This window comes from Bacteroides sp. GD17 (assembly GCF_038448625.1).
Classification (GTDB): domain Bacteria; phylum Bacteroidota; class Bacteroidia; order Bacteroidales; family Bacteroidaceae; genus Bacteroides.
In genome coordinates this window covers 29,851-44,851 of record NZ_JBCEZS010000005.1, presented here as the reverse complement: position 1 = coordinate 44,851, position 15,001 = coordinate 29,851, and the positions used below count along the sequence as shown (strand labels likewise).

General features: G+C 48.1%; 18 protein-coding genes and 2 tRNA genes. 6 read left to right on the top strand and 14 right to left on the bottom strand.

Features of this window, described 5'->3' with window-relative positions; genetic code table 11:
• Positions 1-2: 2 nt before the first annotated feature.
• From AAE250_RS09230 to AAE250_RS09205, 6 genes are all read right to left on the bottom strand, one after another.
• Positions 3-668: a B3/B4 domain-containing protein gene (locus tag AAE250_RS09230; protein WP_294601364.1), complete on the bottom strand. Its 666-nt coding sequence runs from the start codon at positions 666-668 to the stop codon at positions 3-5.
• Between the two features lie 3 nt (positions 669-671).
• Positions 672-1,484 (bottom strand): peptidoglycan editing factor PgeF, encoded by an 813-nt coding sequence (pgeF, locus tag AAE250_RS09225; RefSeq protein WP_294601365.1) that lies wholly within the window; start codon positions 1,482-1,484, stop codon positions 672-674.
• Entirely contained in the window at positions 1,481-2,665 is a 1,185-nt protein-coding gene (gene obgE / locus AAE250_RS09220; RefSeq protein ID WP_294601366.1) for a GTPase ObgE, read from the bottom strand. The genes pgeF and obgE overlap by 4 nt, the downstream gene beginning before the upstream one ends.
• A gap of 27 nt (positions 2,666-2,692) precedes the next feature.
• On the bottom strand, positions 2,693-3,265 hold the full coding sequence (locus tag AAE250_RS09215; RefSeq protein ID WP_294601367.1) for an adenylate kinase: 573 nt from the start codon (positions 3,263-3,265) through the stop codon (positions 2,693-2,695).
• Positions 3,266-3,334: 69 nt separating this feature from the next.
• Positions 3,335-3,871 (bottom strand): hypoxanthine phosphoribosyltransferase, encoded by a 537-nt coding sequence (gene hpt / locus AAE250_RS09210; RefSeq protein WP_294601368.1) that lies wholly within the window; start codon positions 3,869-3,871, stop codon positions 3,335-3,337.
• Between the two features lie 40 nt (positions 3,872-3,911).
• Positions 3,912-5,450, bottom strand: coding sequence for a peptide MFS transporter (locus tag AAE250_RS09205; RefSeq protein ID WP_294601369.1), 1,539 nt, complete (start codon positions 5,448-5,450; stop codon positions 3,912-3,914).
• 633 nt (positions 5,451-6,083) lie between these two features.
• On the opposite strand from AAE250_RS09205, the gene AAE250_RS09200 reads away from it, so the two are divergent.
• The gene (locus tag AAE250_RS09200) at positions 6,084-7,601 is read left to right on the top strand and encodes an NAD(P)H-hydrate dehydratase (RefSeq protein ID WP_294601370.1); all 1,518 of its coding nucleotides are present in this window, start codon (positions 6,084-6,086) and stop codon (positions 7,599-7,601) included.
• Between the two features lie 64 nt (positions 7,602-7,665).
• Here the strand turns inward: AAE250_RS09200 and AAE250_RS09195 are convergent, their stop codons facing one another.
• Complete coding sequence (locus AAE250_RS09195; RefSeq protein WP_294601371.1) at positions 7,666-8,346, bottom strand: DUF5715 family protein; 681 nt, start codon at positions 8,344-8,346, stop codon at positions 7,666-7,668.
• 155 nt (positions 8,347-8,501) lie between these two features.
• Between AAE250_RS09195 and truA the strand changes: the two genes are divergently transcribed.
• From truA to AAE250_RS09175, 4 genes are read left to right on the top strand one after another with little or no spacing between them, the layout of a single operon-like run.
• Entirely contained in the window at positions 8,502-9,260 is a 759-nt protein-coding gene (truA, locus tag AAE250_RS09190; RefSeq protein WP_294601372.1) for a tRNA pseudouridine(38-40) synthase TruA, read from the top strand.
• Positions 9,261-9,317: 57 nt separating this feature from the next.
• The gene (locus tag AAE250_RS09185; protein ID WP_294601373.1) at positions 9,318-10,217 is read left to right on the top strand and encodes a DMT family transporter; all 900 of its coding nucleotides are present in this window, start codon (positions 9,318-9,320) and stop codon (positions 10,215-10,217) included.
• A gap of 10 nt (positions 10,218-10,227) precedes the next feature.
• On the top strand, positions 10,228-10,698 hold the full coding sequence (locus AAE250_RS09180) for a GAF domain-containing protein (protein ID WP_294601374.1): 471 nt from the start codon (positions 10,228-10,230) through the stop codon (positions 10,696-10,698).
• 10 nt (positions 10,699-10,708) lie between these two features.
• Positions 10,709-11,359: a DUF3256 family protein gene (locus tag AAE250_RS09175; protein ID WP_294601375.1), complete on the top strand. Its 651-nt coding sequence runs from the start codon at positions 10,709-10,711 to the stop codon at positions 11,357-11,359.
• Here the strand turns inward: AAE250_RS09175 and AAE250_RS09170 are convergent.
• Positions 11,346-12,236 carry a YitT family protein gene (locus AAE250_RS09170; RefSeq protein WP_294601376.1) on the bottom strand — a complete coding sequence of 297 codons (891 nt, stop codon included), beginning with the start codon at positions 12,234-12,236 and terminating at the stop codon, positions 11,346-11,348. The genes AAE250_RS09175 and AAE250_RS09170 overlap by 14 nt on opposite strands.
• A 136-nt stretch (positions 12,237-12,372) precedes the next feature.
• On the opposite strand from AAE250_RS09170, the gene AAE250_RS09165 reads away from it, so the two are divergent.
• Positions 12,373-12,729, top strand: a complete 357-nt coding sequence (locus AAE250_RS09165) for a hypothetical protein (RefSeq protein WP_294601377.1) — start codon at positions 12,373-12,375, stop codon at positions 12,727-12,729.
• Here AAE250_RS09165 and AAE250_RS09160 read toward each other — a convergent pair whose 3' ends face one another.
• The 6 genes from AAE250_RS09160 to AAE250_RS09135 form a co-directional block, all read right to left on the bottom strand.
• On the bottom strand, positions 12,730-13,071 hold the full coding sequence (locus AAE250_RS09160) for a HepT-like ribonuclease domain-containing protein (RefSeq protein ID WP_294601378.1): 342 nt from the start codon (positions 13,069-13,071) through the stop codon (positions 12,730-12,732). It abuts the gene before it with no gap.
• Positions 13,064-13,363, bottom strand: coding sequence for a nucleotidyltransferase family protein (locus AAE250_RS09155; protein ID WP_294601379.1), 300 nt, complete (start codon positions 13,361-13,363; stop codon positions 13,064-13,066). Before AAE250_RS09155 ends, AAE250_RS09160 begins: the two co-directional genes overlap by 8 nt.
• Before the next feature lie 100 nt (positions 13,364-13,463).
• Positions 13,464-13,536, bottom strand: a tRNA-Gly gene (locus AAE250_RS09150).
• Between the two features lie 8 nt (positions 13,537-13,544).
• A tRNA-Tyr gene (locus AAE250_RS09145) sits at positions 13,545-13,627 on the bottom strand.
• A 63-nt stretch (positions 13,628-13,690) separates the two neighbouring features.
• On the bottom strand, positions 13,691-14,185 hold the full coding sequence (gene ribH, locus AAE250_RS09140; RefSeq protein ID WP_294601380.1) for a 6,7-dimethyl-8-ribityllumazine synthase: 495 nt from the start codon (positions 14,183-14,185) through the stop codon (positions 13,691-13,693).
• A gap of 125 nt (positions 14,186-14,310) precedes the next feature.
• Positions 14,311-14,994, bottom strand: a complete 684-nt coding sequence (locus AAE250_RS09135) for a tetratricopeptide repeat protein (RefSeq protein WP_294601381.1) — start codon at positions 14,992-14,994, stop codon at positions 14,311-14,313.
• Between the last annotated feature and the right edge of the window lie 7 nt (positions 14,995-15,001).

Genomic DNA, 15,001 nt, shown 5'->3' with positions numbered 1-15,001 from the left:
GGCTATAAGAAATAGTGTATGCTTCCGCCGTTTGAGGCGGCGTATTTCCTTAAAAGGTCTTGTGTCATTTCAGCGGCTTCTTCCAGTCCGTCCGAGCCGCTGTAACCGTTGATGATGGCGAGGATGTGGCGGGTTTCAATATCCATTTTAGTGCGTTCGTTATCACTGGTCGGGGTGCCGATGCCTCCTATGAGGTCACGGTAGACGGGAAGTCCTTCGATGTTCAATACACCGCGACCGATACCTTCAAACGGCTCATCGGCACGTCCGATGCCGAGTTCGAGGTGGGTACCTTGTATCTTGTCGGCATCAAAGCCACCAATGGAGTAGCCGGTACGCAGGGAGACGAGGTTGATAAGATCGACCAGCGTGTCGATTTGATATAATGCCAGTCCGCGCATCAACCGGCGGCGCAAGGCTTCGGCAGACGGACGGTAACGGCTGGGATCTTTGCCACAACGTTTGTAGGCTTCACGGGTGGCGGCAATGGCGGGCTGCAGTTTGATGTCGTCCGGTTGGGTAGTGCTGGTCAGTTCTTGGGTGAATGCGTCGATCTCTTCCCATAATCCCTTGCAGAAAGCAGTGTTGGTGACTTCTGCATAAACGGCTGCTCCTCTAAAGATGGGGCAGGCAAGTCTTATTTCTTCTGATACGGTGATGTTGTACATAATTTAATTCATAATCATTATTCCCGACAATATCCGTCCGGACTTGATGCCCAGACGCCGCGCCGAGAAGAATTCTTCGTGTTGTTGATAAGTGCATATTCCGGCTGTTTCCACTTGGGCAGAAGGTACACCGAAGTCTAACAGTTGCATCCGGTTGGCAGCCCACAGGTCGATGTGGTATTTATGTGTTTCCGGTTTCCATTCTGAGATGTAATCCATGGCAAAGCCATTCATACGGAACGCTTCATAAACCTCGTCTCCTACTTCAAAGGCAGGCAGGGAGATGCCGGGGCCAATGCAGGCAATGATGTCTTTGCCGTCGGTGTTATAGAGTGCCCGCATTTTGTCGAGCGTATGCCCGAGAATGTAATTGACGGTTCCTCGCCAACCTGCGTGGACGGCAGCTATCACTTTGTGTGCGCGGTCATAGAGCAAGACAGGAATACAATCTGCTGTGGAGATGCAGATGCAGCAACCCGGTTCACGGGTTATAAGGGCATCTACTCCTTGCAACATGTCGAGGCGTGCTTCGGAAGATGCGGTGAGGTATTTCCTGTCAATCACCTCCACCTTCGTGCCATGTGTCTGAAAGGGAATAATCAGCTCTTTAGGCCGTTGCGGCAGGGATGCACACAAAATTTCCTGATTCCGGCGGACACATTCCTCATCGTCTCCCGTATAAGACGTGCAGTTGAAGGTACCATAATTTCCCCGGCTGCAACCTCCGTGGCGGGTGGTTACAAAACAAGAAATGTCGGGATACGGGGCAAGCGCCTCATATCCCAACATTCTCCTATCTTGGGTGAGAGAAATCATTTTCCGTCTTCCTCCCAATCTTCTTCTTCGTATTCAAAGTCCTCAAGATCTTCTATGTCCTCGTCATCGTTGACATATTCGTAGCTGAGGTCTTCATCTTCGCCTTCCTCCTTCAGTTCTTCCTGCAAGTGGCTCATGTCTTTGGCACGGTGGGCAATGCTTTCTACCTTGCCTTCTATCTTATTGCTTTCCTTGTTCAACTCTTCCCAAAGGATGTCTTTCAGCACGGAGACGCCCATGCCGGAGATAGCAGAGATAAATACGTGTGGAATGCCTTCGGGCAATGTCGGCTCTATCTCGTCCATCAGTTCCTGATCGAGCATATCGCACTTGGTGATGGCGAGTACCCGTTGTTTATCCAGCATTTCAGGGTTGAAGGTACGGAGCTCGTTCAGCAATATCTCATATTCTTTACGAATATCGTCACTGTCGGCAGGCACCATGAACAACAGTAAAGAGTTGCGTTCAATGTGGCGCAGGAAGCGCAGACCGAGACCTTTGCCCGCGCTGGCACCTTCGATGATTCCGGGGATATCTGCCATGACGAACGATTTTCCGTCACGATAGGATACAATACCCAGATTGGGTTCCAGCGTGGTGAAAGGATAGTTGGCAATCTTCGGTTTGGCGGCAGAGACAGAGGCGAGCAGGGTCGATTTACCCGCATTGGGGAAACCTACCAAGCCGACGTCTGCCAGCAACTTCAGTTCCATGATGACCGTCATTTCCTGCATCGGTTCGCCCGGTTGTGCAAAGCGGGGAGCCTGGCGGGTGGCAGTCTTGAAGTGCCAGTTACCTAAGCCACCGCGTCCGCCTTTCAGCAGAACAACTTCTTGTCCGTGCTCGGTGACATCGCAGATGTATTCGCCGGTTTCAGCGTTATATACTACGGTACCGCAGGGCACTTCAATCGTTTTATCTTCTCCATCCTTGCCGAAACTGCGGCCTTTTGAGCCCGATGCACCATGTCCGGCCAGGATGTGGCGGTCGTACTTCAAGTGCAGCAGCGTCCAGTAGTTGCGGTTACCGCGAAGAATCACATGACCTCCTCGTCCTCCGTCACCTCCGTCGGGGCCGCCATTGGGGATGTATTTCTCACGCCTCATGTGCGTAGAGCCTCGGCCACCCTTTCCGGAGCGGCAATATATTTTTACGTAGTCAACAAAATTCGATTCAGCCATATATGGTTAATGTGCTAATGGGTTTAATTATTTCACGGCATCAATCGCCTCGCAAACATCGGCAAAGATCTGTTCCAGTTCGCCGAAGCCTTTGATGTGTTGATATTTTCCGTCTTGCTTGTACCAGTCGATCAGCGGAGCCGTCTGTGAGTGGTAAACAACGAGACGCTTCTTGATAGTCTCTTCGTTATCGTCGGCACGGCCCGATTCTTTTCCGCGACGGATGAGGCGGGTCATCAATTCTTCTTCGGGTACTTCGAGATCGAGCATGACGCTTACTTCCTGTCCGCGTTCGGCAAGCATCTTCTTTAATGCTTCGGCCTGGGCAATTGTTCTGGGGAAACCGTCGAAAATGACACCTTTGCTATCTTCAAAGCTGTCGAATACACTTGCCAGAATGTCAATCATCAGTTCATCGGGGATCAACTGACCCTGGTCGATATAGCCTTTGGCTGTTTTACCCAGCTCGGTGCCGTTCTTCATTTCAGCACGCAGCACGTCTCCGGTGGAGATGTGGTTGATGCCATACTTCTCTACAATCTTCTCGCTTTGTGTTCCCTTGCCTGAGCCGGGAGCACCGAAAATTACAATGTTCAACATTTGTTTAGTTCCTATATTTAAAAGTTATTATTGAATTGGATTCACTCTTTTTCTATCCGCAGCTTCTTATTATTCCACCACGGTATAGATATCGGGGTAGTTGCGTCCGAAGCCGTCATAATCCAGTCCGTAACCCACGATGAAGTCGTTGGGGATATTCATGGCGACGTATTCGATGTTGAGGTCCACCTTCAGTTTATCCGGCTTCACCAGCAGCGAAGCGATATGGATTTCTTTCGGGCCGCGTGTGCCGAGTGTTTCCAGTAGGCGCTGCATGGTGAGTCCCGTATCTACAATATCTTCTACAATGACTACTGTGCGGTCTGCAAGGTCTTCGTTGATGCCGATAACTTCTTTAATCGTTCCGGTAGAAGACACTCCTTGATAAGACGCCAGTTTGACGAACGAAATCTCACAAGGAATGGTGATACGTTTCATCAAGTCGGCGGTGAACATGAACGAACCATTCAGTACGCTGAGGAACAGAGGATTCTTTCCGTCCAGGTCGCGGTTAATTTCGTTCGCCACGCGGGTTACTTCTTTCAGTATGTCCTGTTCTCTGATGGAAACGGAGAACATTTTGTCTTTTATTTGTATGATATCCATAGATGGGATGTTTTAGAAAGTTGGCGCAAAAATACGATTTTTATTCCACTCCGTGCATCATCTTCTGCAATTTCTTTGAAAGCAGGAAGAGGATAAGCGATGCCGTGGCCGACATGATGACGAACACCATAAAGAAATCGAACATCGTTTCAATGCGGTAACCAAGCAGCGTTTTCACCTTTCCGGCTTCGGGATAAAGACCGGTCAGCGTGCCTGCAAACTTGTTGGCGGTGGCGGTCGAGAGATACCATATACCCATCATCAGCGACGCGAAACGGATAGGCGTCAGCTTGTTTACCATCGACAAGCCGATGGGGGAGAGCACGATTTCGCCCATTGTATGGATAAAGTAAAGTCCGGTTAGCCAGATGAGGCTCACTTTGACGCCGGGCTGCACATCTTTCACTCCGAAGCAGATGACCAGATAGCCCAGGGAGAGCAACAGCAGTCCGATGGCTTGTTTGGTGGGAGAAGCCGGTTCCAGTCCCCGTTGGTTGAGGAATCCCCATACTCCCGGCATGATGGCGGCCAATATCACCACGAAGAACGGGTTGAAAGACTGTATCCACGATGCCGGCATTTCCCAGCCGAAGATTACGCGGTCGGTCTGCTCCGAGGCAAAGAGCGTCAGTGAGGCACCGGCTTGTTCGTAAGCCGCCCAGAAGAAGATGACGAAGAAGGCGATGATATAAATGACGAAGATACGGTCGCGTTCGATCTTGGTGAGCGAACCTTCCAGTAAGATGCTGACGGGGAACACGATGCAGGCGGTGAAGATGCCGATACTGATCCAATCATCGCCGAAACACCAATAGAAGAAAGAGGCGAGTGCAACGGTCAATATTCCGAGGATAATGTAATTGCGGAGTTTATTGCTCTTGTCCGCATCCATTTGGCTGATGGTCTTGGCGGCTTGCGGTTGTCCTTTCCGGGAATCGGGGATAATGCCGAGTTGTTCTCCATCGGGGCCGATCAGGTATTTGTTCTTTTGCGTCTCGAACAAGATGACCGTGAACACCGTGACGATACCTGCAATCAGAAAACCCCATTTGAAGTCGTTCGGATCGCCCGTCTCGCCGAAATATCCGCAAACCAGCGGGGCGAGGAAGGAGCCGACGTTGACACCCATATAGAAAATGGTGTAGGCCGAATCCAGTCGTCGGTCTCCCGGCTTGTAGAGTTGTCCTACGAGGGAGGCTACGGTCGGCTTGAAACATCCGTTGCCTAATATAAGAAAGGTGAGCCCACCATACATCAGCCAGTGCGAGAGTTCCTTGGCTTCGAGCATGGAGGCGCTGGAGAACATCAGGAATTGTCCCACTGCCATCATCATCGCACCCCAAAACACGGAACGACGGATGCCCCAGTATTTATCCGCGATATATCCGCCGATGAGCGGCGTCAGGTAAACCAGTCCGGTATAGCTGCCGTAGATGGAGGCGGCATGCTCTTTGTCGAACAGCAATGCCTGGGTTAAAAACAAGATGAAAATGGCGCGCATGCCATAGTAACTGAAACGCTCTGCCGTACTGGTAGCGAAGATAAGGTAAAGACCTTTGGGGTGCTTGGGTGTACTCATAGTAATTTGTTTAATCTGCTGGCGAAATCAATCCCTTTTGAAGAGAGAAAGGAAGCAAAATGGGGCTGACAAGGGTTAGACTGACAACGGACTGCGCGACGGATGATGATTTAGGGGTTAAATTATTAACAGCTGTTAGTAATAGAGCTCTCGTGGCGCCGTCACGTTAACGGCTGTTAGTAATAGAACTCTCGTGGCGCCTTCACGTTAACATCCGTTGGTAATAGAGCTCCCGTGGAGGCTTCCGTCGTCAAGGAAGGCTCCGCAAGAGCTCCCGTGGAGGTGTCCGTCGTCAAGGAAGGCTTCGCGAGAGCTCCCGTGGAGGTATCCATCGTCGAGGTAGGCTTCGCGAGAGCTCCCGTGGAGGCTTCCGGGCATCATTTCATCCTCTGCGCTGCTAAATTCCCATTTGGCGCGCAGCCCTTTGTCGCCTTGTCAACCGGAATCTCATCAACCAATTCATAGCCTGACAATTGTGAATCAATTCCGCCAACAGGTATTATTAAGTTTTTAAATTCAGTCTGCAAAATTAATTATTCTGTGCTTACATCCTTCTTTTTTTCGTCATTCTTTCGTTTGTTTTTTCTAACTATTCCCTTTACCTTTGCTTGGCAAAAAAAGAAGATTGACCCTATGAAGATATTTCCCACAACAAGCATCAAGCAACTGGATGCATATACGATAGAGAATGAACCGATTGCATCTATCGACCTGATGGAGCGTGCTGCCGAAGCATTGGCTAAAGCAATTTCAGAACGTTGGAGTGCCGATACCCCGTTTACGGTTTTTGCCGGACCGGGGAATAACGGAGGCGATGCACTGGCAGTGTCCCGCCTCTTGGCGCAGAAGGGTTATAAACCGGAAGTATATCTTTTCAATACCAAAGGTTCGCTCTCGCCGGATTGCGAGGCAAACAAAGAGAAACTGAACGGTGTGTCCGGTGTCGTTTTCCATGAAATAACCTCGCAGTTTGTGCCGCCCACATTGACGGCGGATCATGTTGTTATCGACGGTTTGTTTGGCAGCGGACTGAACAAACCGCTGACCGGTGGCTTTGCCGCAGTGGTGAAATACATCAATGCTTCCTCTGCTACGGTGGTAGCCATCGACATCCCGTCGGGGCTGATGGGGGAAGACAATACCTATAATGTACAGTCAGGCATTATCCGTGCCGACCTCACGCTGAGCCTGCAACTGCCGAAGCTGGCATTCCTTTTTGCCGAAAACGAACCCTTTGTCGGCGAGTGGCAACTCCTGGATATCGGGCTGAGTGAAGATGCCATCGAGGAGATGGAAACCGACTACTATTTGCTGGAAAATGAAGATATGCCGTATCTGCTGAAGACTCGCGGCAGGTTTGCCCATAAAGGGAACTTCGGCCGTGCTTTGCTGATAGCCGGTTCGCAGGGGATGGCGGGGGCATCGGTGCTTGCCGCACGTGCCTGCCTGCGTTCGGGGGTGGGACTGCTGACGGTGCATGTGCCGTTCTGCAATAACTTCATTGTGCAGACTGCTGTGCCCGAGGCAATGACAGAGTTGGATGTCAGCGATACGTGTTTTGCTTCTTCTTCCGATGCTGACGATTATCAGGCGGTGGGCGTGGGCCCCGGACTGGGACAGGCAGAGGAAACGGAAGTTGCCTTATTTGAGCAGATAGATGCTTGCTCTGTTCCTATGGTGCTAGATGCTGATGCGCTGAATCTCTTGGGAGAGAAACGCAGCTACCTCGGACGTCTGCCCAAAGGGAGCATTCTCACTCCACATCCCAAGGAACTGGAACGCCTGGTAGGCAAGTGCCAGAACTCTTACGAACGCTTGACGAAAGCGCGTGAGCTGGCAAAGACTGCTGAGGTGCATATTATATTGAAGGGCGCTTACTCCGCTGTCATCACTCCGTCGGGCAAATGTTATTTCAACATTACGGGCAACCCCGGCATGGCGACGGGAGGCAGTGGCGATGTGTTGACGGGCATACTGCTTGCTTTGCTGGCACAAGGATACGAGCCCGAAGCGGCTGCTTGCCTGGGTGCTTATGTGCATGGTCTGGCAGGGGATATTGCCTGCAAGAAGCACGGTACCATCGGGATGACGGCAGGAGATATTGTTACTTGCCTGCCGCTGGCGTGGAGGATGCTGGAAGAAGAGGTATAGGACATAAACTACTTTTTTCAGACAGAAGAACAAAAGAACAGATTTCCTATCTTTTGTTCTTCTGTCATTTCCTTGTCGTTATATGGAAGCAGCCTTGCTTTAACTCATACTTTATATAGCATCGGTCTGCTTGTTTCAAATCTCTCAATACTTCTGAGAGCACCAGTTTCAGGGTGTCTGCACTGACGTCCTGCAAGGGGCGCCCGTCTTCATCCTCTACTTTCTGGAAGCGCTTCCAACTGACGTCGAATGTGGTTCCGTAGAAGTGCGCTGAGTTTAGGGACGCATTGCCGTTGCTGCGGCGCAGACGCTTCACATCGTCCTTGGTGCGGAGCACGGAAGTCACGATTACTTTGTTGGGGTTCAGACCTTTGGAGGCCAGTGAGTCGAGGAAGTTATGGCCGATAGTGTCCAGCAGGTTGGCTGCATCGGGGATGAGGTAGGGGATAGAGTGCGTCAGCGAGTCGACGGTATAAAACTCGTTCGTTGTGATGTGGTGCAGCTTTTCTTTCATTTTCTCTGCCTCTGCCCGTGAGGAAAGGGGACGGATGCCGATGGATTGTGCTACGTTCAGATGTTTCTCGTTCAAGTCTCCAAACGAACGTTTATAGCTGATTACTCCCCGGATGTTGCGGGGTTCGTTCAGCTTGAGCGACATGTCTTTCTTTTTGCAACCGGCAAAGGTTAGAGTGGTAGCCAGTGCGGCAAGTAGTAGGATAGGAGCGATTTTTATTGGATGCTTCATTGAGTATAATATCTGTCTGGATTCTTGTTTATTTTTCAAAAACTCCGGCAAAGATAACCCAATCTCCCGAAACTCCGGGAAGAGATTACCGCTTTTTTCGTGTCTTTTTGTAGGTTTGTGCTATCTTTGCACCCGAAAAAGAAAGCAAAAAGAACGTGCAACGATATTTTATTTACTTGGCTTATGACGGTACAGCCTACCATGGCTGGCAAATCCAGCCCAATGGGGCAAGCGTGCAGGAGTGTTTGATGAAGGCTCTTGCCACTTTGCTGCGTCGGGAAGTAGAGGTGGTGGGAGCTGGGCGTACCGACGCCGGTGTGCATGCCTCTCTTATGGTAGCTCATTTCGATAGCGAAGTTCCTTTGGATCCCGCTTTCATGACCGACAAGCTGAACCGGCTTCTTCCGCCTGACATCTCTGTCTACCGTCTGCGTGCTGTGAAGCCTGATGCGCATGCCCGTTTCGACGCCATAGCGCGTATGTATAAGTACTACGTCACTACTGCCAAGATTCCTTTCGACCGCCAATATCGTTGTCGCCTTTTCCAGACTCCGGACTTTCAGCGGATGAATGAAGCTGCACGGACTTTGTTCGATTACACCGATTTCACCAGCTTCAGCAAACTGCATACCGACGTCAAGACCAATAATTGCAAGATTCTGCATGCCGAATGGACGCAGCTGGATGAACAGACTTGGGTCTTTACCATCCGGGCAGACCGCTTTCTGCGCAATATGGTGCGTGCCATCGTCGGCACCTTGCTCGAAGTGGGCCGTGGCAAACTTACCGTTGAAGGTTTCCGGCGGGTCATCAAGCAGAAAGACCGCTGCCGTGCCGGAACCTCCGTTCCGGGGAATGCCCTGTTTCTGGTGGATGTGGCTTATCCGGAAGAACTCTTCTTGGCAGATAGCTGAAAGAGCATCCGCATAGCTAAATTGTACATTGTAAATTGCTAAATTGTAAATAAAAAGATGTGGTTATTACTCGCTTTTCTCTCCGCAGCCTTGCTGGGATTCTATGATGCCTTTAAGAAGCAGTCGCTCCGCGACAATGCCGTGCTTCCGGTTCTTTTCTTGAACACGTTGTTTTCGAGCCTTATATTTCTCCCTTTCATTCTGATATCGGCTTTTTCACCTTCGGTGCTGGGCGATACGATGTTCAATGTTCCCGTAGTGGGGTGGGAGGTACATAAGTACATCATTATCAAATCGTTTATTGTACTTTCTTCCTGGATATTCGGCTATTTCGGCATGAAGCACCTGCCGCTTACGATTGTGGGTCCTATCAATGCTACCCGTCCCGTGATGGTGCTTGTCGGTGCCATGCTGGTCTTCGGAGAGCGATTGAACCTCTACCAATGGATAGGGGTGTTACTCGCCATATTGTCTTTCTTTATGTTGAGCCGTTCCGGCAAGAAAGAAGGCATCGACTTCAAGCACAACAAATGGATCCTTTTCATCGTGCTTGCCGCTATGACCGGTGCCGTTAGTGGCTTGTACGACAAATATCTGATGAAACAGCTCAATCCGATGTTGGTGCAGTCCTGGTATAACGTCTATCAAGTCTTTATCATGTGTCCCATTATCTTGCTGCTGTGGTATCCTAAGCGCAAGGAAAGTACTCCGTTCCGTTGGGACTGGACAATTATCTGCATCTCCATATTTCTTTGTGCTGCCGATTTTGTCTATTTCTATGCCTTGAGTTATGAGGACTCCATGATTTCCATCGTTTCGATGGTACGCCGCAGTAGCGTAGTGGTCTCTTTCCTTTTCGGTGCCCTCTTCTTCCGTGAAAAGAATTTAAAAAGTAAGGCTATCGACCTCATTTTGGTGTTGATTGGAATGTTCTTCCTATATTTGGGAAGTAAATAAGCAAGAATATATGGCAGAAGATTTATATATAGATGATGGCGGCAAATACGAAAAGTATCGCGCTTTGCTTCCGCAGTTGAAGAGTCTGGTTGCAGACGAAAGCGACATGATAGCCAATCTGGCCAATGTGTCGGCTGCACTGAAGGAGACTTTCAACTTCTTTTGGGTGGGTTTTTATATCGTGAAGAAAGATGAGCTGGTACTTGGCCCTTTCCAGGGACCGCTGGCTTGTACGCGCATCAAGAAAGGCCGTGGGGTATGCGGCACGGCATGGGAGAAAGCAGAAACGCAGATTGTGCCGGATGTCGATGCATTTCCCGGACATATAGCTTGCAGTTCGTTGTCCCGTTCCGAAATCGTGGTTCCGCTAAAGACCGGAGGCGGCGCTGTATGGGGCGTTCTTGATATTGACAGCAAAGAACTGAATAGCTTTGATGAAACGGACGCCTACTTTCTTGGGATATTATGTGATATGTTATGAAAAAAGTGATATGATGAAGAAACTGACTATTCTCTTATGTTCGGCTTTTCTTTGTGCAGGCGTTGTGCAGGCTCAGGAAGCTAAAACATTCTTTAAAAATATGCCGGACTCCTTGTGTCCGTTGCTTACTTCCGTAAACCGTGCGGATTTTATAGACTTTCTGGACAGTAAGATGAAGGCCGAAGTAACCAATAGCTTCGGCGGCAAATCGGAAATGACGGAACTTTCTCCGGACTATATCCGTGTGAATATGACTCCCCAAAGTACCTGGCAAATGAAACTCCTGCCTGTGAATGACAGTACGAAAGTAATTTGCACTGTTTCTACAGTTTGTGCTCCAGCCTGCGACAGTCACATCAAGTTCTATACTGCGGACTGGAAGGAACTCCCGCTTTCGTCTTATCTGCCGAAATTGCCCGTCATGAGTGATTTTATAGCTGAGGCTCCCGATACAGTGGACGTTTATGACTACCAGGCAGCCCGTCGCCAAGCAGACATGCTGCTGATGAAAGTCGATCTTTCGGCAAAGGATGCTGCGTTGACATTCACCCTCGCCACTCCCGACTATATGGAAAAAGAAGCGGCGGAGAAACTTAAACCGTTTATCCGCCGTCCTATCATTTATAGCTGGAATCAAGGAAGATTCACTATTTTACCTTAATTCTGTCGAACCCTTCTCCATAGACTCCAATGACTGCACTCTGTGATACGAATGCGTTGGGGTCTATGTCTTTTATCAGCCGGAAGATAATGGTCGATTCACGCTTCTTGGCAAGTACAAACAGCATCTTCTGTTCCCTTCCGCTATAGAAGCCGGAGGCATTGATAACCGTTACGCCACGGTGCGGGTACTCATTGATATGCTTTCCTATTTCTACGTACTTTTCGCTGATGATGAAGAACTGCACCGATTGGCGGGCACTGTTCACTACCTGGTCGAGCACAAAACTGCAAATGTAGAGGGTGACATAGCCGTACACCACTTTTTCCCAATCTTGCAGGACAAAATAGCTGGATGAAATGATGATAAGGTCGCATATCAGCATTACCCGTCCCAGTGTAATATCCCGGTACTTGTTGATGATGGCGGCAATGATATCCGTACCTCCGGTACTACCGTTAGAGGTGAATGCAATACCGATGCCGCTTCCGCAAAACGATGCTCCGATGACGCAGGCCATGAATGGCTGGTCATGCAGCAGTACAAGACCTTCCGTCAGCTTCTGGATAAGTGAAAGAAAGAAGGTGAGCGTAAATACGGCAAAGATGGTCTTGATACTGAACTTCCAACCCAAGATGCGTATGGCAAGCAGCAACAAAAGGAAGTTGATGGCGAAGTACGTGTACTGTACAGGAAATCCGGTAGCAAAATAGACAATAGAGGCAATACCCGGCACGCCTCCCGTAGTGATATCATTAGGCAAAAGGAACACGGTCCAGCCTACACCATACATAATCATGCCTAAGGCAATCATCAGATAATCTCTCAGTTCGCGCATTGTGTTCTGCCGAGAGGGGACATTTACAATTGTTTTCATTCTTTCTTTATGTGGTTGTGAAAAATAAATCGGCTGCAAAGATATATCTAATTTTGCATATTTTATTCGATAATTCTTTCTTCTTTCTGCAACCAAAGCGTATCTTTTTGCGTCTAATAAATAAAAACGAGAAACTATGAAACTAAATTTTACACTGGATGAGATTCGTATAAAAGTAGAAGAGTACATAAAGAAGGCTGGCCGCGTTGCCGGTCGTCCGGTACTTACCGTTTATTATGTCATGACTGCCGATACCACTCCCGAGAGCGAACGTGCCAATATCATGCTCGCTCTCGTTGCTATCGTGTTCCCCACGAGTATAGAAGATGTTTTGGGTCAGATTTTCTTGGTAGGAAAAGGCGCTGCCGCCGTTTATGCTTATAAGAAGGTAAAGAAGTTCATCACTCCTCAGATTTTGGATAAGGTGGAAGCCAAGCTGGATGAATGGCTTCATGAGAATGTTACGGAAGTGGAGATACTTTATTTGGAGTAATTACTTATTTGTTAGTATATTCTCTACATCATCTTTAAGAGCGGGAATATGCTTAATGATTAAACTCCACAAGAATTCTGTAGTTACACTGTCATATCCGTGAATTACTCTGTTTCGAGTATTGATGATTGCTTTGGCATTGGGCAGTTGAAAATCAGGATTAGCCTTAAGTATCCTGTTGATTGCTTCTCCCATGATTTCAATATTGCGTTCGACTGCCCGTTGTCGTAGCATATCATTTTGAAATTCTTGAAATAATTTGGGTTTGTCTGCAAAGAAACTCTCCACCTCATTGATAGCATTTAGTACATCTATCAGATGTTTTTCAATATATTCATCCATAAACTAATTGCTTGGTATTATCAATGTTCTTTTTCAATATAGGATTTCGGATGCCTTTTTCTTCCAATAGATCTACATCTCTTCCGAATAAGTCTTGTAAGGCGGATTTGAGGTCAAAGTAGTTATCTGCATAATTCATTAAATCTACTTTGCCAAAATCAACAACCATATCCACATCGCTATTATCATTGAAGCGATTGGTAAGAATCGAACCAAAGACAAATAGCTTATTAACCTTGTGCTTTTTGCATAAGGCAATAATTTTCTGGATATTGTTCTCAATCAGTTTCATTGTCCCAACCTCCTGACTCTGATAGCAAATATAATGATTTAATTCTTTAAAGCAAAAAATCAGATAGACATCTTTCGATAACTATCTGATTTCTCTTGAGAGCGGAAGACGGGACTCAAACCCGCGACCCTCAGCTTGGAAGGCTAATGCTCTATCAACTGAGCTACTTCCGCAATTTTTGTGGGCAAAGATGGATTCGAACCACCGAAGGCGTAAGCCAGCAGATTTACAGTCTGCCCCATTTGGCCACTCTGGTATTTGCCCTTTTGCTTTTGATGAAACTTAGTGAATTACCTTTGTTTCTCAATTGCGAGTGCAAAGATACGACTATTTTTGTAAACTCCAAGCAAAATCTATCATTTTTATTGCAGTAATTGCACATTCGTCGCCTTTGTTACCCAGCTTTCCACCGGCACGGTCCTCGGCTTGTTCCATTGTGTTGGTAGTAATTAATCCGTAAATTACTGGTACATCGCCACTTGCGTTTAATTGGCTAATTCCTTGGGTAGCTCCCATACAAACATAGTCGAAATGCGGAGTATCACCTCTTACTACGCAACCTATTGCAATTACTGCATCAATTTCGCTGTATTCGATAAGCTGGTTGGCACCGAAGGTCAGTTCAAAACTGCCGGGTACGGTTTTTACCAGGATGTTTTCGTCTTTTGCCCCGTGTTTCTTCAGGGTTTCTATTGCTCCTTTCAGAAGAGCACCGGTAATGTTGTAGTTCCACTCGGACACAACAATGCCGAATTTCATCTTTTCTGCATTCGGAACGGAGTTGAAATCGTAGTCCGAAAGATTGTGATAAGCTGTTGCCATATTGATTGGTTTTTAATTATTAGCGGGAGAAAAAAGAGGCACGGATTATACGAACTTCACGGTATTCTGTTTTCCGTGTTTTCCGCGTAATCCGTGCCTCGAAATGTCTTATATAATAAGGTATATTACTTCTTCAGCAATTTGGCCTGTTCGATGTATTTGTCGATGTCCATAGCCTGGTATGAACGGAAGTATTTATCCTTAATGGTAGTGTAGGCTTTGATGGCATCGTCGTACTTGCCTTGCTTAACCAGGATTTCTCCGGCTTGCAACAGGTAGATGGGGCTGAGTGTATTGTTATCGGCTTCACCAGCTGCTTTCAACAGCATGGAAGCGGCTTTGTCCAACTGGCCGAGCTGTGCGTAGCAGTTACCCATAGCGCCTTTTATGGCGGGAGCTACCATCTGGTCGTCTGCGTTGAAGCTATCCAATGCCTTTATAGCTTCGTCGTATTTGCCGAGGTGTGCATAGCAGATACCCATGTAAGCCTTTGCCAGGTTACCGGCTTTTGTGCCGCTATATTCATTGGCGATTTTTGCAAATCCTACGAAACCGATGCTGTCACCGTTCACTGCTTGTGCGTATGCATCCGCCTCGAAATACTCTTGTCCTTTGAAGAGGGCGGCCTGTGCTTTCTCTTCGCGCGGGTCGGAATAGAGGTTCTTGTACATTACTACACCGGCTACGATGATAATTACTGCTACTACGGCACCGATGATTGCTTTTTTGTTCTTAATGAAGAATGCCTCCGATTGTGTCAGTGCGTCTTCCACATTTAAGGCCTCATTCGTCTTTTTTTGTTCTGCCATTTTTATA